Below are 25,864 nucleotides of genomic sequence, written 5' to 3'. Positions count from 1 at the left end.
CGACAACACGAAAGACGATGACCTACTTCGCAGCGATCAAAACGCAACGGGCGCAAGCGACAATAAGTCGATGGGCGACATCTTCCCGGATCTCGGCCCCGAGACCCCTGTGATTTCCGGCGTCGCGCACGATCGTACCGAATCCCTGGTCACGGTGCGCGGCGTTCCCGACGTTCCCGGCATGGCGGCCCGCGTGTTCACCGAGCTCGCCAAAAGCGGTATCAACGTCGACATGATCGTGCAGGCCGGAGCCTCGACCGGCAAGGCGGACATCTCCTTCACCGTGCCGGACGCTACGGTGAAAACGGTGGAGAAGGCGCTTGACGACAAAAAGGCCGAACTGGGCTATGGCTCCTATTTCGTCAATTCCGAGGTTGGCAAGGTCGCGGTGGTGGGGGTGGGCATGAAAACCCATTCCGGGTTGGCCGCCAAGTTCTTCGAGGCGTTGAGCGACAAGCACATCAACGTGATGATGATTTCGACTTCCGAGATTCGCATCGCGGCCCTCGTTCCGCTTGATCAGCTCGATGACGCCGTGCGGGCTCTGCACACCGCTTACGGCCTTGACGCCGATCAGGTGGAAGCCGTGGTGTACGGGGGTACCGGTCGCTAAACGTTGCGCCAGGACGGTTTGCGATTCGATATTGCGGTATTGTGCGGGGTTCGCCGTGTGTCGATGTTCGTATCGGATTCTTGGATTAGCAGCCTGTAAGAACGTAAGATTTATTCGATAATGATTAAATCTATCGTAATTTGATTGTCGTTGAAGTAACGATGACCGTTCCATTGTGTCGCCATGCCGTTGCTTATCTGCATTGGCCCGTTCTCGTGGCCGTCATATCTCGTGTACATACATGCACATATCTCATATAGTCGTACGCAAGCAATGGGCGCGAAGTACCTCGCGCTATGATATGGCACATATAGTCGCCTGCGCTTTGTTTGTGCAGACAATAATCAGAGATTGCGGCGGTGCGAGCCATGAGTGAACGGTCGCCAAACGGGAGGAAACAGATGGCCGAATCAAACGAAAACCAACAGCGCAAGGTCAATGTCGCGGTGCTGGGAGCCACCGGCCAGGTCGGCATGGTCATGCGGCGCGTGCTCGACGAACGGAATTTCCCCATTGACAATTTGCGTTTCCTGGCTTCCTCGCATTCCGCAGGTACCGTGCTCAAATGGCGCGACCGCGACATTGTGGTCGAGGACGTGGCCAAGGCCGATCTGAGCGGCATCGACATCGCGATTTTCTCCGCCGGTGGCGGCACTTCGAAGGTCTGGGCACCGAAATTCGCCGAGGCCGGGGCCTATGTCATCGATAACTCCTCACAATGGCGCATGCACGATGACGTGCCGCTGGTCGTGGCCGAGGCCAATCCCGACGATCTCGACGACATCCCGCGCCGCATCGTCGCCAATCCCAACTGCACCACCATGGCCTGCATCCCCGTTTTGAAGGCGCTCGATACCCACTTCGGCCTCAAGCGCCTGATCGTCAGTTCCTATCAGGCGGTTTCGGGAGCCGGACGCGCCGGTGTCGAGCAGTTGATGAACGAAGCCAAGGCCGCCGTTGACCAAGGTGCCGACAAGCTGGTCTTCGACGGTTCCGCCATCGATTTCCCCAAGCCCACCAAGGTCGTGCGCACCATCGCCTTCAACGCCGTGCCGTTCATCGGTGCCATCGTCGATGACGGTAGCGAGGAGACCGACGAGGAACAGAAGTTGCGTAATGAAAGCCGTAAGATTCTGCATCTGCCGAACCTTGCCGCCTCCTGCACCTGCGTGCGAGTCGGCGTGTTCACCGCTCACGGCATGTCCGTCAACGCCGAATTCGAGCGCGACGTCACCCCTGACATGGCTCGCGAGGTTCTGAAGGACGCGCCGGGCGTCGAACTGGCCGATATCCCGACCCCGCAACTGGCTGCGGGCCGCGACCCGAGCTATGTCGGGCGCATCCGCCAGGACCAGGCCGTCGACGGCAAGAAGGGACTGGCGTTCTTCATCGCCAACGACAACCTGCGCAAGGGCGCCGCCCTGAATGCTGTCGAACTCGCCGAAATCGTGGCCCGTAAGCATTTCGGCGCGTAACCATGGTCTAGCTGCGATGAAAATCAGGGAAAATGGTCTGGAATCCTGATTTTCCTCGCATTTGCATAGAAAGCAAGAGAATAGCTGGAGCTATGAGCCTAGGCACATGAGGTTGTCGGCGTGCCGTCGCCATTGGCCCAACTTCTCCGCGCTTCTCATGAGCACGTGGCATACTGGAAGTATGTCGAAGGCATCTAAAGAAGCACAAAAACAACTCGATCGCATCGTGGCATTGGGTTATCCCGACGTTGCCGATATGAGCGCGGCGGCGTTCCGTGCGCTCGCACGTCCCCTGATCGATGCCCTGAAAGACAGCGACTTGGGCGAGAACATCCTTCTGGTACCCACCCACGAGCTGGTCAGCCCTGAGTCGCTGATTGCCCGAACCAGTATCAACCGGATGGCCGGCTTCACCACCATGCCCCCGCGCGATGTCGCCAGTTTTCTGCCGCAAACGGGGTTCGAGCCGCCGGAGGGCCCGTTTTATCTGGTCATCGATCCGCACACCGGCACCGCCTACGTCAACCGTGAGCCGGATGTGGCCCGCAAGCTCATCGATTCCGACGAGCGTATGCCGTTGACCCTCGAGGAAGGGCTGGCCATCGCCACCCAGCATCCGGATTGGCTGGTGCGTAAGAACGGCTTCAACCTGCTCGGTTCCCGCAGCGCCGACGGTCGCGTGCCGAGCATCTGGATGAGTCAGAACGCCCCGCGTCTGGGCTCGGTCTGGCCCACCTCTCGTCACACGTGGCTCGGCAATGCATACTGCCAGGCCAGGCGAGGCATCTCCCTGTTCCGCTAAATAATTTACGAAAATTGCCTGTTGACTGCAGTGTGCTGATTTTCGTTTTTCATCATGAATCCGGCATCGTTTACAGTTTTCGGACTTAGCTGTCGCGAAAATGGTTCACATTAAATCGCAGTTACCAAAGGAAACCGTGGAAATACGTACAGTATTTTCTGGTAACCATAGGTTGGTGTGAACGCGATTTTATTTTCCTCATCAAATCTTGGAATATGGGCGGTTTTATCGCTTCGGCCCGTCTATCATTAGCATTTATATGTTTCTGAAAGGTAATTAAGCCTATCAAAACATACGATATTTAGTTACAGCGCGTCGCAACGTGCGGTACGCAACAAAAAAGAAAAGGAGGAGTGATGGGTCAGGATCAAGCATCATCGGTATTTGATCTCGCGGCAGTCGCCGCACAATCCAATGGAGGTAACAATGACCTGCTGCTGCCTCCCCGGCGTTTCGTAGGAGACCCACAAAAGCCCAGCAAAATGCCGTATACGAAGTATGTTGCGTACGACAGGCAGGTTCCGTTCGATTACCCCGAGCGCACTTGGCCGGAGAAGAAACTGCGCCGTGCTCCGCGTTGGTGCTCGGTCGATCTGCGTGACGGCAATCAGGCGCTGGTCAACCCGATGGATTCCGAGCGCAAGCTGCGTTTCTGGAACCTCCTGATTTCGATGGGCTTCAAGGAAATCGAAGTCGGTTTCCCCTCGGCTTCTGACACGGATTACGATTTCGTGCGTCTGCTGATCGAACGCGAGCTCATCCCCGACGACGTCACCATCGTCGTGCTGACCCAGGCCCGCGAACATCTGATTCGCAAGACCTACGAATGCCTGCGCGGTGCCAAGCGTGCGGTCGTGCATTTCTACAATTCCGTTTCCGTCCTTCAGCGCGAGGTCGTCTTCCGCAAGGACAAAGAGGGCATCAAGAAGCTGGCCACCGACGCCGCCGAACTGTGCAAGGACCTTGAGGGTGCGGCCGGCGACACCGACCTGTATTACGAGTATTCGCCGGAATCGTTCACCGGCACCGAGCCGGATTACGCCGTCGAGGTATGCAACGCCGTCATCGACGTCATCAAGCCGACCCCGGATCACAAGATGATCATCAACCTGCCGGCCACCGTTGAGATGACGACGCCGAACGTCTTCGCCGACGAGGTCGAGTACGTTTCCCGCAACCTCAAAGACCGCGATTCCATCGTTCTTTCGCTCCATCCGCACAACGATGAGGGCATGGGCGTGGCCGCCGCGGAACTGGCCGTGCTCGCCGGGGCCGATCGCGTCGAAGGGTGCCTGCTGGGCAACGGCGAACGCACCGGCAACGTCGACCTGGTCACGCTGGGCCTCAATATGCTCACGCAGGGCGTCGATCCGCAGATCGATTATTCCGACGTGCCGAAGATTCGCAAAACCGTCGAATACTGCAATCAGCTCACCATCTCCGAGCGTCATCCCTACGCCGGAAGCTTCGTGTTCACCGCTTTCTCCGGCTCCCATCAGGACGCCATCAAGAAGGGGCTCGAGGCTCGCCAGGCCGCGGCCGAAGAGCGCGGGGCGAACCTCGACGATTTCGTCTGGCTCGTGCCCTACCTGCCCATCGATCCCAAGGACATCGGTCGCAGCTACAAGGCCATCATTCGCGTCAACTCGCAGTCCGGCAAGGGCGGCATGGCCTACTTGCTCAAGACCAATCACAACCTCGACCTTCCCAAGCGCCTGCAGATCGAGTTCGAGAAGGTTGTGCAGAACTACGCCGACAAGACCGATAAAGAGGTCAAGGACGACGATATCTGGAGGCTTTTCAAGGACGAGTACCTCCCTGTCGAGGAGAACGGCTCGTTCGCGATCGGCGAGGCCGTGGGAGACGAGGGCGACGACGATCTGCAGTCGTGGGGCCGCCTGAAGCTCTTGAACGTTTCGGTGACTTCCGGCTCGGACGGTTCCGACACCGTCCTGAAGGCCAAGCTCCTGGACCGCGGTGCCGAACCGGGCGCCGACCCGATCGAGCGCGAGGTCAGCGGCGCAGGCAACGGTCCGCTGGACGCCTTCCTCAACGCGCTTTCCTCGATTGCCATTACCGTCAGCGTCATGGATTACGCCGAACACGCCATGACCGCCGGCACCGACGCGATGGCCGCCTCCTACGTCGAATGCCAGATCGGCGGTGAGGCCAACGCGAAGATCATCTGGGGCGTCGGCATCGATTCGTCGATCACCACCAGCTCCTTGAAGGCGATCATCTCCGCGATCAATCGCTCGCTGCGTTGATAGGGTCATCTCGTATTCCCTGCTGTTTCCGGTTGCCAAAGCCGGGGCGAAAGAGGATGCGAAAAACCTAAAACCATAAAGATATGGGCTTGTTTCACCGAGGATGCAAGCCCATATCTTTATGTTGTTGTTTATCGCTTATTGCTGCTGGGTCTGTGGGCTTTGCTGTTGTCCGCTTTCGCCGCCACTGGCCCCGCCGGTGCTGCCATTGGATTCGTTCTGCCCTTGGCTCGGGGTTTCGCCGGTTCCATTTCCAGCTCCTGCTCCGCCAGAACCGGTTGTGCTTCCAGCTCCGGAGTCCGTTGAGGTCGAGCCGTCTGAAGTGCCGCCAGACGATTTGTTCGAGTCGCTGTTCCCGTAGCTCCTGCGTTTGTAGGATCCGCTCGAATAACTTGATCTGGCGCCGCTGCCCCATGTGCCGTCCGGGCCGCCGATCTTGCCTTCGTCATGGGCGACGGGGAAGGTTTCGTTCGGTTGGTCGGCAAGTACCTGCTTCATGTACTCGGTGAACAGGTGGGCGGGGTAGAGGCCGCCGGAACCGTAGCCGCCATGCAACGGTTGGATTTCCTCCGGCGTGATGCCATCGGCCGCGGGCTTCCACATCGCGAAGACGGTGACCACGCTGGGGGTGAAGCCGATGAAGCTGCCGGCCGTCGAATCGTTTGCGGTGCCGGTTTTTCCGGCGATGGTCTTGCCTACTTTCCTCACTTCTGTGGCTGTACCGTACTGCACGGTTCCGGTCATCGCCTTGGCCACCAGCGCCGCGTCGTTGGCGCTGAAGACGCGCTCGGTATTGGTGGGCGCGCGATACATGTCCTTGCCGGCCGAATCCTTGACGCTTGCCACGATATGCAGCGTCGGTTTGTTGCCCTGATTGGCGATGGTGGCGTAGGCCTGCGCGACGTCGGAGACGCGCACGGCGTTGTTGCCGAGCACGGTGAACGCGTTGTCGCCGGGTACGAGCCTCGGGCTCATTCCCGCCGCCTGCGCGGTCTGCGCCACCTTCTTGGTCCCCAGATGCTCCTGCAGGTCCATGTAGACCGTGTTGACCGAATTCGCCGTTGCGCGGTACAGGTTCGTATAGCCATACTGCTCGTTGCTGAAGTTTCTGACCGGCTCGGTGATGCCGGCGTAGGTGCGCGGCGAGTTGCCGTTGAAGGTCGTGTCGAGGCTGACGCCTTCCTGGATGGCCGCCATAAGCGCGAACGGCTTCATGGTCGAGCCGAGCTCATAGGTGGACTGTGTGGCGTTGTTGAGCTGCTTTTTCAGGTAGTCGTCGCCGGCGTAGAAGGAGATGATCGATCCGTCCTTCGGGTTGACGCTCATTGCCCCGGTCTGCATGCCCTGGTTGAGAATCTTCTGGTTCTCCGCGCTTGACGGGCTTGCGGTGTTGAACATCAGATCCTGCTTGGCCTTGTCGATGGTGGTGACAATGGTATAGCCGCCGGTGTCGAGGTCGTCGCGGGTGAACGCCCCGCTGCCGGTCAGTTCGTCGCGCACCATCTGCAGGATGTAGCCGTTCGTTCCCTTATACGAGCTTTGCTGGCCTTGCGGGGCTACCGTCGGCGGCATCTGCTGGTTGGCCGCGGCGTCCTTCGGGCTGATATAGCCCTGTTTCTCCATGATGCCGATGACGCGCGTATAGCGCTGCTGTGCGCGCTTGGGGTTCACCGCCGGGTCCCAGGTCGAAGGGGCTGGGATGATGCCGGCCAGCAGCGCGGATTCGGGCATGGTCATATCCTTGGCGTCCTTGTTGAAGTAGGCCTTCGACGCCGCTTCGATGCCGTAGGCCCCGCGGCCTAGGTAAATCGTGTTCATGTAGTTGCACAGGACCTTGTCCTTGTCCTGCGACTTGGTGATTTTCATCGCCAGAATCGCTTCGCGCACCTTGCCGGCATACGTGTGGGTGTCGCCCATATAGTAGCGTTCCGCGTACTGCTGGGTGATGGTGGAGGCGCCCTGACGCGCGCCTCCGCTGACGTTATTGAGCAGGGCTCGTGCGATGCCTTTGAAATCGACGCCGGTGTCTTTGTAGAATGACTGGTTCTCGCTGGCCACCATGGATTGCCCGATGTATTTGGGCAGGGCGTCGCAGCTGATGATCTCGCGGTTCTGCGTGGCGAAATCGCCGACCGGAGTAGTGCCGTCGGCGTAATAGATCTTGGTCTTTTCGGCCATCGCGATTTTTTCCGGGAGTGGAATTTCGGTGGTGGCGTAAAGATAGGCGAACGTGCCTGCTCCGCCGACGATGAGCAGCGCAATGATGCCCAGCGTCCATTTGAGGATGCGATGCCTGTGTTTTTTAGGTGCCTTGCGTTGCGGCCCGCGTCTGTTCGGACGTTTGCGGGCCGTGTCAGCGTTGCTGCGCGAGTATTGGGCGCGCGGTGTTTTGGTGTTTCTGTAGCTGCGTTTGGGTTTGGCTCTGCCGGGATTTGCGGCACGCGCCGAAACTGTGCGAAACTCTGTGACCATGCCAACTACCGTAACGGTTGCCCTTGAAAAACAGCTGGGATTTGCGGGCAGAAGCGGTTTGAATGTGCGGTTTTGGTGACGGAAAACGGAAGAATGGCTCAATTCACGACCGCTTGGCCAGTGGCGCCTAACGTTTTCCTCGGTTCTTTCATGGAGTTGGCGGGTATCGGTTTTGGCAATTTTTTGTTACATTGGTTGTGTGTATACAGTACACGCCTGTGTTCTTTTCTTCATGAAGAGCTAGACTCGTAAATGGAATTTTGCACGTGAAATAAAGGAGTCAATATGAGTATTCGCGTGGCAGTGGCAGGCATTGGCAATTGTGCCTCGTCTCTGATTCAAGGTGTTGAGTATTACAAGGATGCGAAGGATGATGAGAAGATCCCCGGTCTCATGCACAACAATTTCGGCGGCTACCGGGTCCGCGACATTGAGTTTGTAACGGCGTTCGACGTTGACGCCTTGAAGGTGGGCAAGGATATCAGCGAGGCCATCGGTGCCTCGCAGAACAACACCTACAAGTTCTGCGACGTGCCGAACAAGGGCGTCGAAGTGCTGCGCGGGCCGACCCTTGACGGTTTGGGCGAATACTACAAGAAGATGATCACCGAGTCCGACGCCGAACCGGTCGATGTGGCCCAGGTACTGCGCGACAAGAAGGTCGACGTACTGGTCAGCTACATGCCCGTCGGTAGCGAGCAGGCCGACAAGGCCTATGCCCAGGCCGCGATGGATGCCGGTTGCGCCTTCGTCAACTGCCTGCCCGTCTTCATCGCCAGCGACCCGGAGTGGGCGCAGAAGTTCCGCGATGCCGGCGTGCCGATTATCGGCGACGACATCAAGAGCCAGGTCGGCGCCACCATCACCCACCGCGTGATGGCCCGCCTCTTCGAGGACCGCGGCGTGCGCCTCGACCGCACCTATCAGTTGAACGTCGGCGGCAACATGGACTTCATGAACATGCTGCAGCGTTCGCGCCTGGAGTCCAAGAAGGTCTCCAAGACCCGCGCCGTCACCTCGATCGTGCCTCACGAGATGGAGTCGCGTAACGTGCACATCGGCCCGTCCGACTACGTGGCGTGGCTCGACGACCGCAAGCTGGCGTTCGTGCGTTTGGAAGGCACCACCTTCGGTGACGTGCCGCTGAATCTGGAATATCGTCTTGAGGTTTGGGATTCCCCGAACTCCGCAGGCATCGTCATCGACGCCGTGCGCGCCGCCAAGATCGCGCTCGACCGTCACCTTTCCGGCCCCGTTCTCGCTCCGAGCTCCTACTTCATGAAGTCCCCGGCCGTCCAGCATGAGGACAACGAGGCGCGTGCGCTGGTGGAGAAGTACATCGCCGGCGAAGTCGAGAAGGACGAAGCCGGACTCGATGCCGATGTGAAGTCGGCCAAAGACAACGGCAAGGACGTCTGGCACGCCTGAGTAAAGCGTGTATGATATTCATCAATATCTGGTCGCCACTTGCATTACGCAAGTGGCGATTTTCGCATCAGATGCCTTCAAAAATTCCGTCATGCGGCCGTATGGTCTTTCCGATCGGTTCAATGCGCTCCGACCCCTTGATTTTCCTGCTTTTTCTTCGATACGGACATCGTTCGACATCGATTTGATATTGTCGTTCATTCATGGATTTACCTGTTTTTTGGAATCGATGTAAACAAGCATTAGTCATCATCGTATAATTATTCCATCTGTCATGAAAAACAGAAAAGAAAGAAGCAAGAAGTCAAATGAAACGGAAAAGATGGTCTGGGCTGACGGCATTAGCCGTAACAGTCTCGATGTTCGCCGGCTTTGCAGGCGCGATGACCACGGCGAATGCCGCGGAAGTCGACAACGGTGGCGCACTGACGTTGAATCAGCGGGTCCTCAAGGGCGAGAAGGGGAAGGTCGCGCCTTCGGTCGCTGGAGCGTCCGGCAAGATTGATGCCTTCATTTCCACGACGGGTACCGCTGGAGTGGAGAAAAAGACGCAGGTCCTCGATCGTCTTGACCTGCTTCGTAGCGGTTCGCCGTCGCAGCGTGAGCAGCAGGCGAACAGCGAGGGACGGCAGTCGGCCAGCAAGGCCGGTGCGACGGCAAACCGCGTATTCGCCGAGCTGAAGAAAATCGACCCCAGCGCGCAAATGACCTTTGTGACCTCGTATTCCACAACTGGTGTGGCGGTTCGTGCCGATGCGTCCGCGTTGCGCGATTTGGTCAAACGCTCCAAAAACGTTTTGCGTGTTTCGTCTTTGCCGAAGATGACCGTGGCCGATGATCCGTCCACTTCGGGTCAGGCCGGGACGGCGAAAGCCCGGGCTGCCGATGGGGAAACGAAGGCCACGGCAAACGGCAACGATACGACTCCCGCTCCTACCGGCAACGCCGGCGATAGCAGCAAAGCCGCTGATCCGAAATCCGATGAAACCCCCAAGGCTGGCGTTCAGTCCGAGGCTCCGAGTGCTACTCAAGGGTCGGCGCAAACGCAATCGAGCGCCCAGCCTGAAGCGCAGGATGCCGGTGAGGTTCCATACAACAAGCACAGCGATCAGTTCATCAATGCCGTCAATACTTGGAATCAGACGGGTAAGACGGGTGAAGGCGTCAATGTGGCCGTGGTGGATACCGGCCTGGATTATACCCATGCCGATTTCGGTGGCGTAGGCACTCCTTCCGCCTACCAGACCGCTCTTTCCTCCACCGCCGATCCGTTGACGGACCCGACGCTGAAAACGCTGCTCGACTCCGGCAAATTCAAGGGCGGCTACGATTTCGCAGGCCCGGTCTATGGTTCGGATGACGCCAGCGGCAATATGATCGATACCCCCACTCCGGACGCCAACCCGATTGATGGCGAGGGAGGCCACCACGGCACCCATGTGGCCGGTACCGTGGCAGGTTATGGCATTACCGCAGGTGGAAGCCGATTCTCGGGCAACTACACCTCGCTGAACAACAGCGATGTGCAAGGCATGAAGATCGGTCCGGGATCTGCGCCCAAGGCCGGCCTGTATTCGTTGAAGGTTTTCGGCGACAACGGTGGCAGCACCGGACTGACGCTCGAAGCCCTCGATTGGGTCTCCAGGCACAACCTGAGTTGCGCTCCCGCCGATAAGATCAGCATTGTTTCCATGTCGTTGGGCTCCTCCTTCTCGCAAGGGGACGAACCTGATGCGGCAGCGGTCGACAATCTTTCCAAGGACGGCGTGGTCTCGGTGATCGCCGCCGGCAATGACGGCGACTACACCGACATTCTGGGTTCTCCGGGATCCGCACGCAGTGCATTGACCGTCGCCGCCAGCGAAACCGGCATGATCCTGCAGGATGCCATCAAGGTTACCGCAGGTCCTTCCGTCATCAATGGCAGGTACCTTGCCGGACAGTATTCGTCCGGTTTCACTGGCAGCTTCAACGTCACCGCTCCGGTTGTCGCCATCAAGGGTTCGACGGATGACCCCAACGACAACGCCGAAGGTTGCAAGGCATATTCTGCTGCCGATGCGGCTGCGGTAAATGGCAAGATCGCTTATGTGCACTGGGACGACAGCAACGTCTCGTGCGGTTCGAGGGCCCGGTTCAACAATGCCGAGCACGCAGGGGCCGTAGGTATCATCTTCGATTCCCAGCAGAATGTGCCGGCGGCCGGAATCGCCGGTAACTCGACCATCCCCGGCTTCCAGATTATCAAACAGGATTCCGACGATATCTCCCTTGACTCCCTCATTGAGGCCGGTGGGGTGAGCGTGCAGCTCGGTGACGCGTTGAAGCAGACCCAGGAGAACGATTACTCCGGTGAAATTGCCGATACGATCGCCGACTTCAGCTCACGCGGAATCCATGGCTCCTATAACGGCACCATCAAGCCCGATGTGGCGGCTCCCGGCGTCGGCATCGGTTCGGCTTCGGCCGGAAGCGGCAATGGCATGGAAGTCATGCAGGGCACCTCGATGGCGACCCCGCTGGTTTCCGGCGTGACCGCTCTTGTGCGTGGCGCGCACCCCGATTGGAGTGCATCGCAGGTCAAGGAACAGATGATCAACACCGCCACCCATGACATCAAAACCGATCACACCCCCAACGCCAAGACTTATGGCCCGATGCGCGTGGGTACCGGTCGCGTCGATGCCCTTGCCGCGGTCAACAACCCGGTCCAGGTCTCCTCTGACGATCCTTCCGCGGTCACGGCCGGTTTCGGCGTGGTCCAGGTAGGCCAGAACGGATACAGCGCCAAGAAGACCATTACGGTCAGTAACACTTCCAGCGTTGCCCGCAACTTCTCGGTGGCCTACCTGCCCCGTACACAGACGCCCGGCGTCAATTACACGTTGAGCACGAGCAACGTCACCGTTCCCGCGAACGGAAGCGCGAACTTCGACATCAACCTGAGCGTCCCCGATCAGTCAGCGTTGCGTCACACCGTGGGCGACACCCAGACTGACAGCGCGCAAGGCATCGCCAGCGCCATCGTTACCGATGCCACCGGCGTGATCGAACTGACCCCGACCGATTCTGCGCCGAATGCTTCGCCGTTGCGTGTGGCCGTCGCCGTGGCTCCCAAGCCGGTTTCCAACACCAATACCACTTATGCGGTGGCGTCGGACGGAAGCAAGAGCCTGGTGACCGGCGGGCAAGGCATTTCCCAGGGCATCGGTAACCAGAAGTATGTTTCTCGCCAGATTCCTCTGGTGCTTTCGGCAACCGATTCCGAGACCGCGAAGGACGATGAGGTTGCGGCCGGCTGGCCGGTGCGTGGTTCCCAAGCCTATGACATTCGGGCCATCGGCTATTCCAGCACCGCGCCTCAGGTCAGCGACCCCACTAATGCCGCCGTCAGTTTCGGCATCGTCACCGACAAATCCTGGAGCCATCTGGCTGACGGGTTCAACTTCGACATCGATATCGATACGGACGGCGACGGACAAATCGATCGCATCATCGAACCGTCGCTCAGATATCAGGGCAACCAGCTGGACACAGCGATTGCCTTGGTGGCAAAGGTCAGTGGCGGCAACACTACGATTGTCGACCAGGTCGAGATTGACCCGGAGTTTGTCAATGATTCCAACCAGCTTGTAGTCACGGTACCGTTGAGCGATCTGGCCGATGTCACTTCTGCCAGCACGAGCGCACCTATGTCCTATAAGGTCGAATCGTCCTATTTGGGCACAAACCAGACGGTCGATGAGGTCGGATCGTTCAGCGATACGAAGTTCGATGCCATCAAGCCGGCCATGTGGTATGGCAATGCAGGCTTGGGCAGTAACGGCGATTTCGAATTCCCCGATCAGAACGGAACCACCATTCCGGTTCACATGGCTCAGGCTGCCCCGCAGGTTTCCGCTCAGGGCGGTAGTGCTGATGAGCGGATTCCGGCCACCCTGCTGGTCCACACATTGGGTCAGGTTCCTGACAACGATGCGCAGACCTTCTCGATGGATGTGGCATCGCGAGCAGGCAAGACGGATCTGCAGGCCGCCATCGATGCGGCCGCCGGTCTGAACGAAGCCGATTACACAGCGGCTTCATGGTCGCAGCTCCAGACGGCTCTCGCTTCGGCAAGGGCGGTAATGGCCGACGAGGACGCGACACAAAGCGATGTCGATACGGCGACCACAGTGCTCAGGAACGCCGAGCATGCCCTGGCGCAACAGGTGGCCGGACAGAGCGATCGTGACGTGCTGCAGGCAGCCGTTGATGCCGCTTCCAGGCTCAATCAATCCGACTACACGGCCGACTCGTGGCGCGCGTTCGCTTCGGCTTTGGCTCAGGCCAAGAGTCTTCTGGCGAATCCCAATGCCGCAAAGAACGATGTCGTGGCTGCCACCGTCGCCCTCAAGCAGGCCCAGCAGGGATTGCAGAGGCTTGAAGGCGGTTCCGCCGGTGTGGGGCCTGCGGCTCCAGGAATCGGCTCGGCTGCTCCCGGCCTTGCTTCGGCTGCGTCGCTGTCGTCCCGCTCTTCTCGCAGGTCTCGCGGATCTCGCGGTTTGGCTACAACCGGTTCGTCGGTTGTCTTCGAAGTGCTGGCTGCGGTGACATTGCTTGCCGGAGGTGTTGCGGTGTCGTTCGCAAAGCGTCGTCATATGATGCGTCTTTGAGCACCCGATGTCGTCCCGTAGCAGATGCTACGGTGACCGACTGATATAAGCAATCGCGTTCGTCCTGATATTCCATGGGATGAACGCGATTGTGCATCTTGTCTTTCTTGGCGATCCAGTAGGCTTGTGTTGAGAAGGTGCTTTTGGGATATGCAAAATACGTCTTCTTTGCTGTTCCTACGTTTTGGCGCAAAGAAAGACGCATACGAGGAATAAAAAAACGTCTTTCCGGCATTGTGGTGTTGGAATGCCGGAAAGACGCAGTAACGGATCGCAGTTACTCTTACTTGCCTAGCAGCGGGGAGACCTGCTTGTCGTAGGCGATGAGCGCTGAATTGATGACCTGGTGCATGTCGTAGTAGGCGTAAGTGCCCAGTCTGCCGCCGAAGATGACTTGCGGCTCCTTGGCTGCCAAGTCCTTGTATTGCTGGTAGAGTTTCTGGTCGTCGGCGGTGTTGATGGGGTAGTAGGGTTCGTCGTCGCGTCCGGCGGCGCGGCTGTATTCCTCCCAGACCACGGTCTTGTTAGGGTTCTGCTTCTCCTTGCGCTCGGGGTTGAAGTTCTTGAACTCGATGGCGCGGGTGTAGGGCACGTCGGCGTCCACGAAGTTCATCACCGGGCAGCCGAAGTGGTCGCCCTCCTCGTAGCGTTGCTCCTTGAAGTCGACGGTGCGCCACTTGAGGTCGCCGAGCGCATAGTCGAAGTATTTGTCGACCGGGCCGGTGTAGACGATGGGCACGCTTCCGACCAGCGCCTTCTTGTTGAATGGCTGGTTTTCATCGAAGAAGTCAACTCCGAGCGTCACATGGATCTTCGGGTCGTCGATCATGCGCTGCATCCAGGCGGTGTAGCCGTCGGTGGGCAGCCCCTCCCAGGTGTCTTTGAAATAGTGGTTGTCGTAATTGAAGCGTACAGGCAGGCGCTTGATGATGCTCGCCGGCAAATCCTCCGGCGCGGTCTGCCACTGCTTGCTGGTGTAGTTCTTGATGAACGCCTCGTAGAGCGGGCGGCCGATAAGCTGGATGCCTTTGTCGTTGAGGTTCTCCGGGTCGGTACCGGCCAGCTCGCCCGCCTGCTTCTCGATGATCGCCTTGGCCTCACCCGGCGTGTAATGCGCATGGAAGAACTGGTTGATCGTCCCCAGGTTGATCGGCATGGGGTAGACCTCGCCGTCGTGCGTGGCGTAGACGCGGTGCTGATAGTCGGTGAAGGTCGTGAAGCGGTTGACGTAGTCCCACACGCGTTTGTTGGAGGTGTGGAAGAGGTGCGCGCCGTACTTGTGGATTTCGGCGCCGGTCTCCTTGTCCATATAGGAGTAAGCGTTACCGCCGATATGTGGCCGGATGTCGATGATTTCGACGCTGTGGCCGTGCTCGGCCGCCTGCTGCGCCACGGTCAGTCCGAACAGCCCTGCCCCCACGACCACCAGATCGGGTAACGTCGTGTCCGTGTTCTGTGCCATCTGTGTTCCTATCTGTGGTTCTGTCAGCCTACGTCTGGAGCGAAGCGATTCCATTCCCGTTCGGCGAGGAATACGCCTCAAATGGACTTCGCTGCGGACGATACTATTCCGGTGTTGCTTCAACCATAGTACCCAGTTTGTTGATGTTTTCCTATAATGTCATGCATTTCGGAGAGTCTGCATCGCTTGCATGTCCCTATTGGTCCCCGTTTTGTGATTCGCGGGCAAGCCGGTCCCGGCATGGGGTATACTGGTTAAGCCTTCACGTGGCGTTATGTCACCCAATCCCCCCAGGGCAGGAATGCAGCAAGGGTAAGTGGCCTCTGTCGGGTGCGTGAAGGTTTTCTCGTCTTTAGAGCCAGCCGAATCGGTGTCGATTTCAACGGTTGGTATCTTGGTTCGTTTATCAAGGAATTCGTAATATGCGACCATACCGGCCTTTAGACTTTGAACCATGGTTATGAGCGGGAACGATACGTTGGATTTCAGTGGTTACGTCGCAATGGATGCGGCGAAAACGATGCTGGATGGTGCCTCCGAAACCCATGCCCGCACGCTTCTGGTGGCGGGCGCGCCGTGCTCGGGGAAAACCGGGTTCGCGCTGGCGGCAACGCTGGAAGGTATCTTGCGATTCGGTGACGGCAAGGTTTCCATGGCCGTTTCAGGCAGACAGGCGGCCGACAGGCTTTCCGACCGAATCATTCGTACCGTCAGCTCCACTTCCACCGCCCGGCCAGTGACCACGCTATCGGCCATCGCTTTCCGTCTGCTTTCAATCCTTCGCGATAACATGCGCGAGCCCCTGCCGAAACTGCTGAACGGTGCTGAGCAGGATGCGCTGTTGCGGCAGGTGGTCGCGGTCCACGTCGGCCATGCCCGCTCCGGCGAATTGTGCGATACCTGCGAGTTGATGCGGCAGTATTTCGCTGCCGACGACTGGGTCAATACCGTTTATGGCGATGACGGAAGCGGGGCGGCCGGCAAGGCTCGTGGTTCTGTGGCTGGCGGTCAAAAGCCAAAGGCGGAGGTGAAAGTGGACCAGCCTCGCTCGGTTTCGCAAGGTGCCGGTTCCAGCGATGTCCTGTTCGCGCGCGGGGTCAACGATGCGTTTGTCATGCAATTGCGTGATATGCTGGCCCGCATGGACGAGCTGGGCCTGGGGGCCTCGCGTGAGGACGAGGTCCTCGCGATGCTTGCGGAATCGCAGAATTCCGGCGATGGCTACAGTCTGCGTGTGGAGCGGCTTGGCGTCCAGTGGCGGTTGGCGTTCGCCTTGCGTCGTGAATACGTGCAGGCGGTGGTCGACGGCTATCCGGGCCAGTTCCGGCTTGATTCCTCCCGGCTGTTGGTTGAAGGTGCGCAGGCGGCCGCACAGGTCCCTGATGCCGTGCTGCCGGAATTTGTGGTGATTGACGACTTTCAGGATCTGACGCTGGCCGGGCTGTCGTTCCTGGAGGCGTTGGCACGACGTGGCGTGAGGCTGCTGTTGGTGGGCAATCCCGACGAAGCCGTACAGACCTTCCGTGGTTCCTACCCTGAGTATCTGTTCATGCATGCGCAGCAGCCCCCGCTTTCGGCCGGATTGCTGACCTTGCCTGTGCGCCCGATTTGTAATGTTGGCCATTCTTCTTATCTCGATCTGCTTGCCTCGCGCGTTTCGCTTTCCATCGCCGCAAACGAGGATACTTCCGTGGCATTGCCCGACCGGCCGGGGAAATTGCCGCGTGTCTCGGCAAGTCTGCCCATCGAGACCTTGGAGGCGAACGATTCGAGGCCGGAGGACGGCAGCGTAGAAACCCTGCTGTACCGCAACCCGCGTGAGGAGCTGGACGACGTCGTCTGGCGCATCAAGGAAGCCCATCTTTCTTCCGGTTGTCAGTGGAACGATTTCGCGGTGATCGCCCACGACAACGATACGGTACGCGCGTTCGGCGAGCGGCTGCGAGGCGACGGGGTGCCGGTGCGTTATTCGGCGGTCACCAGGCCGCTGAAGGACGATCCGAGCGTGCAGGGCTTGTTCGCGTTGCTGGAATTGGCGAGGTTGCGCCACGACGGCATTGACGCTTCCGGCATGTCGTTGACGCAAACGGCGAGATATGTGCGCAGTCGCGTGCAGACGTTGTTGGAAAGCCCGTTGGTCTCTCTCCGTTCGTCTTCGGCGGCTTACACCTCGTCCCTTCCCGCGCGTCTGTCTCCGGTGGAATCGGTGATGAAGGCCGTCGCCTCGTTGGCACAGGTGGTCGATGGCGAAATGAATGGCCAAGCCACGTCGACAGGTGCTGACGAATACGAGCATACTTTGGATGTCACCGCGCAGCTGCCTCGTTTGCAAGCCACGTGGAAGCAGCTACGTGAGCGGATTATCGCGCAGCGTCCGGTGGATGATGTCGAAGTAGATGACAGCCTTGTCGAAGGTGCCTCTGACCGGGATGAAGCAGACATGCCCTTCGGTTTGGATGCGATGTATGTCATGCTCGAATTCGATGGTTCCGGGTTGGAAGCCGACTCTGCAGATGGCTCTGCCAAGCTGGAATCGGATATTTCCATTGACGCTAACACCGGCTCTGCCGGACCTGAAACCGATTCTGTTGATGATGTCGAAGCTGTGTTTCAATTGATCGGCAAGGTGGGCGGTGACCTCTATTCCCGTGCCTTCGCCCACGTCTGGGATTTGGTGGCTGCCGTCGAGCAGGGGTTGCGGGCCTTGCCCAGCAGTGAGCCCCAGTATGCGCTCGGGCTGGCTTGGGAGGCTTGCCACGTGGCCGAAGCTTGGCAGTGTCAGGCGCTCGCGAACAACGCCGATGGCCGTGCCGCCAACGACCGGCTCGACGTGATGATGCGGCTTTTCGCCTACGCGTCCGGAACGGGAGCGGAGCAAAGCGTCGGGGATTTCATTTCCAGCGTCCGTTCGATGCGCATTGAGGCTGATTCGTTGGCCAAGGTCGCGCCCGTCGATCAGGCGGTCACGCTCACCACGCCGGCCGGTGCGGCGGGCAGTCATTGGCGCTTCGTGTTCATCGTGGCGATTCAGCAGGATGTCTGGCCGAACCTTGCCGCGCGCAACACCATGTTCGGCGGCGAGAATCTTGCCGACATCGTCTTGCACGGCGGTATGCGAGACGAGCATGAGCCGGGCAGGGCAGGGGGCGATCCCGAACTCGCCCAGGTGCTTTCGGCCGAGCAGAAAAGCTTCCTGGTGGCGCTGACGAGGGCGGGCGAACGGGTGACGTTGAGCGCGGTGCTGAGCGACGATACCGTGCCTTCCGATTTCCTGTATACCTATGTGCCCGAACGCTTTGACCGCGTGCTTGACGCCGATCCGACGACCCGGGATTACACACCGCTTGCGGATTCCGGACGCTTCGCCGGCCTTGACGCCGATCCGCGTGGGCTCGTGGCCGCCTCACGTATCGAGCTGATGCGTCAGGCTGCTATCACCGGAAGTGCTTCCGGGCACGCCGATGACGTCGCCGGCCGTCAGGCTGACAAGAATCCCGGCACGGCTGGGGTTGCGGGCGTCAAGGCCGATTTCTCGCAACCGGCTGTCGCGCCTGACACCGCATCTTCCGCTCGCGTCCGTGACGCCGCCGCATCGTTGGCGCTGCTTGACGATGCCGGACTTGGAGCCGCCGACCCCGATAGTTGGCCGTATACCTTCGATACGCAGGACCAAGTTAGTGCACAATCCAAAGTCGCACGAAATGCAAACACAGTGGAATCGTCACATCGTGATGATCTCAATAAACTAGTCTCAACGAAAGTTTCGCAGACCTCATCGAACGCCCCGGGCGGCAAGGAACCATCGTCTTTGGCTCCTACGGTGACGCTTTCCCCCTCGCAGGTCGACCGCATCTGGGCCTGCCCGGTCTGCTGGATGCTGGAAAGCCAGTTCGCCGGCCCGCGGCCGTCCAATGCGGCCACGAGTTTCGGCACCCTGATCCACAAGGTCGCCCAACTTGCCAGCGAAGCCGGCTTGGACGCTCCCGATTTTTTGGCACAAAAGCCCGAAAACGAACGTATCGAGGCGATTACGGCTCGCTTGATGGATATGTATCGTGAGCTTGCCGACGACCTGGGTGCCATCGATGACCCTGAGCAGCGCTATCGCGCGGAAAGCAAGGATGAGGGCGCGCGGCAGACGCTTGCCGATATCGCGACCTACTTTGTGACTTCAAACGACAAGGATTATCCCTACGCCAATCTCAAGAACTTCACTGTTGGCCGTCTGCAGCGGGCGGATAGCGAGTACGAGTTCGCGGCAAAGTTCGGGCTGGATGATATCTGTGCGGCCTATAACGCCATCGAGGGCATCGAGCCGATTGGCGTTGATGACCTGGCGGGCATCATGGGCGTGCTCAACGGCGGCTGGCCCGAGGCCATGAGCCTGGATCTGCAGGTGCGCCTGACCGGACGCATCGACCGTATGGAATGGCGGGATCTGGGCGACGGCAAAGAGCATATACGCCTGATCGATTGGAAAACCGGGCACAAGCATACGGCCAAGCAGATGTTCAACGATCTGCAGCTGGTCTGCTACCAGCTCGGCCTGGCGTTCCCCGAGGCGAATCGTTCGCAGAACCACGGGGAAGGCGCGACTTCGACGGCTCTGCCCAATACGGGCTTGCATGGGACGCAGGCGCTCAAGGCCATGCCCGACATCACCCAAAGCGCCTTGTTCGACGTCGATGAGGCCACGGCTCCGGCATTGAGCTATCGAACCCCCGAAACGCTTTTCCAACCCCCGCTTTTCCATGGCGGAGCGTTGAACGGCACGGGTTTCACACCGCGCAGCCATTATTCCGACTTGCAAAAACTGGCGGATATTCCCGATTTGCCGGCTGATGCGCCGCAAAACGTGAGTGGGCGCGCCTGGCAGGGGTTCCTCTCGTTGCGCGGCACCCAGGCGGTATGGGCGCTGACCATGATCTCGCGTATTTTCTATGCTGCGGCGGCCTCGCGTTCGAGTGTGTTGGTCGCCCGTCCTCAGCCCGACCACGTGGCTTGGTGCCATATGAAAACGGTGTGCCCGGCCTGTGCCGGTGAGGTGGATACGGTCTATGAAGTCAGGAGGGGCTGAGATGACGGAAGAGGAGAACCTGAGCCGGTTCAACGACATCGACGGCGTGCGTGTCGGGATGAAGCCGTCCGACGGCAATAACCGTGACGATGCGGGCCATGGGCCCACAGTCGCCGCGACCAATACCGACAGTCCCGAGCAGTCCGCGGTCATCAACGCGCCCCAGAACGCCGACGTACTCGTGGTCGCCGGTGCCGGGTCCGGCAAGACCTACACCATGACCCGCCGCATCATCAACCTGATCGAGGTCGGCGTGCCGCCCGAGAAGATCCTCGGCCTCACGTTCACACGCAAGGCCGCCTCCGAGCTGTTGGGCCGCGTTTCGGGCGCCGTGGCCGAAAACGCCAGGACGGGCGAGGCTGCGGCGGCCGCTGCCGGCGCTTCGCACCGTGCCAACGTGTTCCTCAAACCCCAGGTCTCCACCTACGATGCCTTCTTCCAGTCCATTGTGCGTCAATACGGCCTTCTGGTCGGCTTTGACCAGAACACCCAGCCATTGAGCGAGGCCGGAGCCCATCAGCTTGCCGTCACCGTCATCGATGAGAACATGGACATCCTGCGCGGGCAGGGTTTCGGCGGTTTTTCCGATATCGTCACCAAGGTGCTGGGGCTTTCCAACGCCATCAGCGGTTCGATGATCGGCGAGCATTGCGTGAGCGTTCCCGATGCCATCGCCCGTATACGTGCGTGGGACCAGGCGTTCATCGCGCAAATGGACACCGCCATCGGCGATGAGGTGGTGCCGCAGGACGGACCGAAGCCCGGCAAACCCCCGAAGCGCAGGAAAAAGGACAGCGACGAGCGATTCGCCGAACGTATCGCCGAATATCGTGCCACCTACCATGCCCTGGCCGTTTTCCGCAGTGCCGGAGCACGTGCCGTCGCGCAGAAACGTGAGATCCTGTTGACCTTGGTCGAGCGTTACCACGAGCGCAAACAGCAGCTCAATATGGCGGAATTCAACGATTTCACCGTCGCCGCCTATGCATTGATCACCCGTTTCCCCTCGATAGGCGAGCGTCTGCGTCATCGCTATACCCATGTCCTGCTTGACGAATATCAGGACACGTCCACCACCCAGGCTGCGCTGATTGCCGCCTTGTTCCATCCTTATGGTTCTGCATCGCGGTCAGGCTGTTCCGCGGTCAACGCCGTCGGCGATCCCTTCCAGTCCATCTATGCCTGGAGAGGTGCAAGCCCCGGAGCGTTCCGCATGTTCCAACGTGATTTCGGCATGGATGAGGCCGCCAGGCCGTTTTCGTTGAGCGTCACCCGACGCAATGCCAGAGTGGTTCTCGAGGCGGCCAACGACTTGACCCAACCGCTGCGTACGCCCCAGGCGATGCCGTCGAGCTCGCCGATGCATGAGGTGGCGGTGCCGGCGCTGACCACCATTGACGGGGCCAAGGAAGGCACGCTGGGTGTGCTTGGTTTCGATACGCTTGGCCAGGAAATCGACGCCGTCGCGCGTTTCGCCAAAACCTCCATCGCCAGGCACACGCCCAAAGATCCGGGCCGCAAAGACGTCCGCCCGCATGTGGCCGTCCTGTTTAGAGGCAAGAGCACCATGCCGCAATTCGCCGAAGGGCTGCGTAAAGCGGGACTGACGACGCTGACCGTCGGCTATTCGGCGCTCCTGGACCGTCCCGAAATCCGTGATGTGCTGGCCTTGCTGCATGTCATCGCCGATCACACGGACTCAGGTGCCCTGATGCGTCTTTTGGCAACGCCGCGCTTCGGGCTGGGCAGCCATGACCTGAACGCTTTGGCCAGGCTCGCCAGCCGTCGCAACGACGAATACCGGTTCCGTGCACTGGCCCAGGCCGGGCTGGTGCCGGCCGATGCCAAACCGGACCAGAGGGCGAAACTGGTCGCCGAGCATCGCGATCAGGTGCCCAACATGGTCTTTCTTGCCGATACTCTGAGCGACGACAAGCTTGTGGCGACCTTGGATTCGCCTCGTGTCGCCTCGCTTTTCAGCGCGTCCGGACTTGCCGCCATCCGTCATGCGGCGGGAGTTTTGCGGCAGGTCAATGCCGTTGTCAACCACGGTCTGGTCGAAATCATCGAAACCGCCGTCGAAGCGCTCGATCTCGATATCGACACGGTCGTGGCGCTTGCGCTTGAGGAATCCGGGAGCCGGGTCGAGCCCGCTTTGGCGCGTTCGCCGATGAACGCCCTGGTGGACTTGGTCAACACCTATACACGGGAAATCACGGAGGGGGCAACGCCTACGCTGCGCGGGTTCGTTTCCTGGGTGGATTCGCTCAAGACCATCCCCGACGAAACCGCGGCGGTTCCGGGCGACCCGGTCGACGTGGTGCTGATGACCATCCACCAATCCAAGGGCCTTGAATGGGATTCCGTGGCCATTGTCGGCATGAAGGCTACGAGTTTCCCGTCCAATCAGGGCGACAAGCTCAAGGTCGAATTGGATGAGAATCATATCGGCGGTCTGAAAGACGGCGTCTGGCAAGCCCCGCAATATCGTGAGACGGCCAATACCTGGCTTGATGACCCGGCGGCCGTGCCTGTGCCGGTACGTGCCGATGCCAATATCCTTCCCCGATTCCCGCACGATGCAGGTGTCGGCGACGATCCACTTGCGGCCCTGCAGGAGCTTTCCAGCGTGGAGACGATGGGCAACGAGTCCGAGGGGCTGATGTGTGCTTTCGACGCCATCGAGAGCGCTGATGATAATGTGTTTGATGGGAGAGGGGGTCTCCGGCTGCCGTTGATGGTGCAACGTACCTTTCCCAACAGGAGGAATACGGCCGGCGGCTGCATGCCGACGAACGCCGGCTGGCCTACGTCGCCTTGACGCGTGCCCGCGAGGAGGTGCTGATGACCTACAGCCGTCACGCCGAACTCTCGCGAGATCCCGGTGCGGCCGGCACGGGTCACGATTCCAAACCGTCGAATTTCCTTACCGAGGTGCATGACGCTTTGGCATATAGGGATGATGTGGCCGTACTTGAAGAGGATACACAACCTTGCGATGGTGGCAGCGACAATGTGCTCGATGTCAAAACCGCGGATGGCGAAGAAACGTCGCAAAATGATCATTCTGCGGTTGCGTCAGGCAACGATACCGATACCGAAAACGTTACGGAAGCCAATCCGCCTGTTCATCCGACGTTGTCGGATTTGGGAGCGCCGAAACCGGACGGTCTTTTCGTCGGTTCGCAGGCAGGTCAATACGAACGGGCCATTGTCGAAGAGGCTTGGCAGACGCCTCTTGATCAGGATCTTATGCGGGAGGACGAGCCGTTGCCATGGCCGGCTTCGATGAGCGAGGAGATGGCGGGGCAGTTGCGTCGTTCGGCCACGCTGACCCGGCAGATGTACGATCGTCTTGTGAAGGAGGCCAAGGACGGCAACGAATCCCAGCCCGAATCGCAGGTCGGAGGCGATGCCGTCGCGCTTGCGGTTGACCGCATAGCCGCTGAGCTGCCCGAAGGCCAATCACTTGCCGAACGTACGCGTATGCTGTTGGCCGACAACGATCTGATGCCATCGATGCAAATCGTGCAAGAGCGCAATGCCGGTACCTCCAACCAACGTATCGCCAGTAACCCCGCCAAAGGCGTTTCCGGTAAAGCCGAGTTCGACAATCCCGTTGAGCGGTCTAGCGAAGAGGGTTCCCGTGCCGAAAACGTGAATGCTCTGGATGTCGAGGTGCGTCGTCGCGGCGAGCGTATTCTTGCCGGCCGTCGGCAGAATGTCACCTCGTTGCAGGCCAGTGCAGGCAATATGAGCAAGAAGGAGAGCCGGAATTATTGGCGCGCTCTTGTGCGTCCGATTCCCCGTGTCGCGTCGCCTGCCGCCGAAGCCGGTACGCGATTGCACGCATGGGCGCAACGCTTCGTCGATGCGTTCGGGGCCGATGAGGTTGCCGAGACACCCGCAGACGATGGCATATCAGCTGTAGCCGGCGGTAACCAATCTGAGACCCGCGCCTCCCTGATCGCCGGCCTCGAGTATTCCGAGCGGAACCCGGAGGCCAACCGAACCGCCGCCGACCGCAAAATCCTGACATGGCAGCGCCGACTGGTCGAAAGCCGTTGGGCGTCCCGGCGTCCGTATGCGGCCGAAGAGCAGATTGTCGTCGCGATTGCCGAACTCGGCAACCGTATTGTCAACGGCAAGCTCGACGCGGTGTTCTATGGCGGACTTGATGTCGACGACCCGACGAAACGGTTCACCATCGTCGATTGGAAAACCGGTAAGAGGCCGACGACGCAGGAGGATATCGACCGGAAACTGGCGCAGCTCGACATGTACCGGCTGATGTTTTCGCAAATGAAGAACATTCCGTTGGACAGCATCGACGCCACATTGTATTATCTTGACGTGGCCCGCGAGGATCGTCGTGAGGAACATGCCAAGCCAAAATCCAAGCTTGAGATTTTGAGGGAGCTGAACGCCGGAATCCCGGTGGCCAGTGACGAAGATTAGGCATTTATGTCGACGATGTATGCCACCTGGTGATATATTGTGCGTTGTTTATGGCCGGTAGGGTTTACGTTCGTCAATACGGCGGATATGGCTCGTAGCGTAACACAATATGGGTATGATGTAGTGGTTTTGATTTTTGATTTGTCTCTTGAATGAGGCTTTTGCCCGGAATACGGGTTCTGTGTCGGTAGGGGCCGGCAGGTGACGGAGTATAGATGATTATGGAGGAACACGGACGTATGGAACATGTTGAGCAAGGCGATGCCGGAATCGGAGTGGTCTATTCCCCGATGATCTGGAGTGATGTAGAGGCCATCACCCGGCAGTTCGATGAGACCTGGGGCCATTATGCGCTGCTGGGTGACAATCAAAAGCTTTCGCTGCTTCTTTCCTACCATTTTGTGTTGCATTATATCGAGCCGGCGACGCGAGGCGAAATCGCGCACAAAAACGGCCAATTCATGGGGGTCGTGCTTTCGCGGGTCTCCGGCCAGCCGGTGATGTTCGGCAACGTTGCGCAGGAAATGGCGAAAATCGACGAACGGCTCAACTCGATTCCGGCTGGGCGTAAAGCGCTGATGGATACGGAACTGGGCTTCGAGATCGAGCGGCGTATGGAACGCCAGACCGGTATCAACGACAAGGCTCCCGCCGAAGTCGAGCTTTTCCTGGTGTCCTCGGCCTCCCGAGGCCAAGGCGTCGGCGGCCAGCTGTGGAGCCGCACCATGGAGTATTTCGAGCGCTCGCACGAGCCGATGTTCTACCTGCATACCGATTCGGATTGCGACGTGAGCTTCTACGATCGTCACGGGATGAAGCGCATCGCCGAACGGGAGGAACAACGCCATCCCGATGATGGCCGCGACCGCGGGATGGCCCCGACCAAGATGTTCATCTATGCCGGCGTTCCCGCAAAGGTCAAGCAGACCGTTTCATAAAGAGCGGCAACAAGTGATTGCTTCGTGCCATTAAAGACGGTGGTCCTGGTTCGGAGATGTCGATGAGGGGCGTTTGATCTCGGAGGTCTTGCTTTAGGTCGGAACGTCAAGCGCGGGCCGGGTTGCCAATAACGCTGAAGTGAAAGCGGGCGCCGTCCGACTCGCAAAGATGCCGGTTTCACGACGTCTGCAGTTTGGTCGGCCTGTCGCTATGCTG

11 protein-coding genes, 1 other RNA gene and 1 pseudogene are annotated in these 25,864 nt (G+C 59.4%); 11 read left to right on the top strand and 2 right to left on the bottom strand.

Annotated features, from left to right (window positions below):
• Positions 1–70 precede the first annotated feature (70 nt).
• From OZX74_RS07425 to leuA, 4 genes are all read left to right on the top strand, one after another.
• The gene (locus OZX74_RS07425) at positions 71–613 is read left to right on the top strand and encodes an ACT domain-containing protein (RefSeq protein WP_277157463.1); all 543 of its coding nucleotides are present in this window, start codon (positions 71–73) and stop codon (positions 611–613) included.
• Between the two features lie 401 nt (positions 614–1,014).
• Positions 1,015–2,088, top strand: coding sequence for an aspartate-semialdehyde dehydrogenase (locus OZX74_RS07420; RefSeq protein WP_277156297.1), 1,074 nt, complete (start codon positions 1,015–1,017; stop codon positions 2,086–2,088).
• A 181-nt stretch (positions 2,089–2,269) separates the two neighbouring features.
• Positions 2,270–2,890, top strand: coding sequence for a DUF5701 family protein (locus tag OZX74_RS07415; protein WP_277156296.1), 621 nt, complete (start codon positions 2,270–2,272; stop codon positions 2,888–2,890).
• A gap of 356 nt (positions 2,891–3,246) precedes the next feature.
• Positions 3,247–5,157 (top strand): 2-isopropylmalate synthase, encoded by a 1,911-nt coding sequence (gene leuA / locus OZX74_RS07410; protein WP_277156295.1) that lies wholly within the window; start codon positions 3,247–3,249, stop codon positions 5,155–5,157.
• A gap of 138 nt (positions 5,158–5,295) precedes the next feature.
• Here leuA and OZX74_RS07405 read toward each other — a convergent pair whose 3' ends face one another.
• A complete protein-coding gene (locus OZX74_RS07405) occupies positions 5,296–7,629 on the bottom strand; it encodes a transglycosylase domain-containing protein (RefSeq protein WP_277156294.1) in 2,334 nt (777 codons plus the stop codon).
• A 285-nt stretch (positions 7,630–7,914) separates the two neighbouring features.
• Between OZX74_RS07405 and OZX74_RS07400 the strand changes: the two genes are divergently transcribed.
• Both OZX74_RS07400 and OZX74_RS07395 read left to right on the top strand, forming a co-directional pair.
• The gene (locus OZX74_RS07400; RefSeq protein ID WP_277156293.1) at positions 7,915–9,057 is read left to right on the top strand and encodes an inositol-3-phosphate synthase; all 1,143 of its coding nucleotides are present in this window, start codon (positions 7,915–7,917) and stop codon (positions 9,055–9,057) included.
• Positions 9,058–9,365: 308 nt separating this feature from the next.
• The gene (locus OZX74_RS07395) at positions 9,366–13,712 is read left to right on the top strand and encodes a S8 family serine peptidase (protein WP_277156292.1); all 4,347 of its coding nucleotides are present in this window, start codon (positions 9,366–9,368) and stop codon (positions 13,710–13,712) included.
• A gap of 283 nt (positions 13,713–13,995) precedes the next feature.
• On the opposite strand, the gene glf is transcribed toward OZX74_RS07395, so the two are convergent.
• The gene (gene glf / locus OZX74_RS07390) at positions 13,996–15,174 is read right to left on the bottom strand and encodes a UDP-galactopyranose mutase (protein ID WP_277156291.1); all 1,179 of its coding nucleotides are present in this window, start codon (positions 15,172–15,174) and stop codon (positions 13,996–13,998) included.
• A gap of 253 nt (positions 15,175–15,427) precedes the next feature.
• Here glf and ffs point away from each other — a divergent pair.
• The 5 genes and pseudogenes from ffs to OZX74_RS07365 all read left to right on the top strand — a co-directional run bounded on the left by ffs (position 15,428) and on the right by OZX74_RS07365 (position 25,647).
• An RNA gene (ffs, locus tag OZX74_RS07385) (signal recognition particle sRNA small type) lies at positions 15,428–15,524 on the top strand.
• 110 nt (positions 15,525–15,634) lie between these two features.
• Complete coding sequence (locus OZX74_RS07380) at positions 15,635–20,251, top strand: PD-(D/E)XK nuclease family protein (RefSeq protein WP_277156290.1); 4,617 nt, start codon at positions 15,635–15,637, stop codon at positions 20,249–20,251.
• 58 nt (positions 20,252–20,309) lie between these two features.
• Positions 20,310–23,212 (top strand): annotated as a pseudogene (locus tag OZX74_RS07375) (UvrD-helicase domain-containing protein); the annotation flags it as partial.
• 291 nt (positions 23,213–23,503) lie between these two features.
• Positions 23,504–24,709: a PD-(D/E)XK nuclease family protein gene (locus OZX74_RS07370; RefSeq protein ID WP_348519566.1), complete on the top strand. Its 1,206-nt coding sequence runs from the start codon at positions 23,504–23,506 to the stop codon at positions 24,707–24,709.
• A 215-nt stretch (positions 24,710–24,924) separates the two neighbouring features.
• Positions 24,925–25,647, top strand: coding sequence for a GNAT family N-acetyltransferase (locus OZX74_RS07365; protein ID WP_277156287.1), 723 nt, complete (start codon positions 24,925–24,927; stop codon positions 25,645–25,647).
• Positions 25,648–25,864 lie beyond the last annotated feature (217 nt).

Origin of the sequence: Bifidobacterium sp. ESL0798 (assembly GCF_029395415.1) — a bacterium.
Classification (GTDB): domain Bacteria; phylum Actinomycetota; class Actinomycetes; order Actinomycetales; family Bifidobacteriaceae; genus Bifidobacterium.
This window is presented reverse-complemented; position numbering and strand designations above follow the sequence as displayed.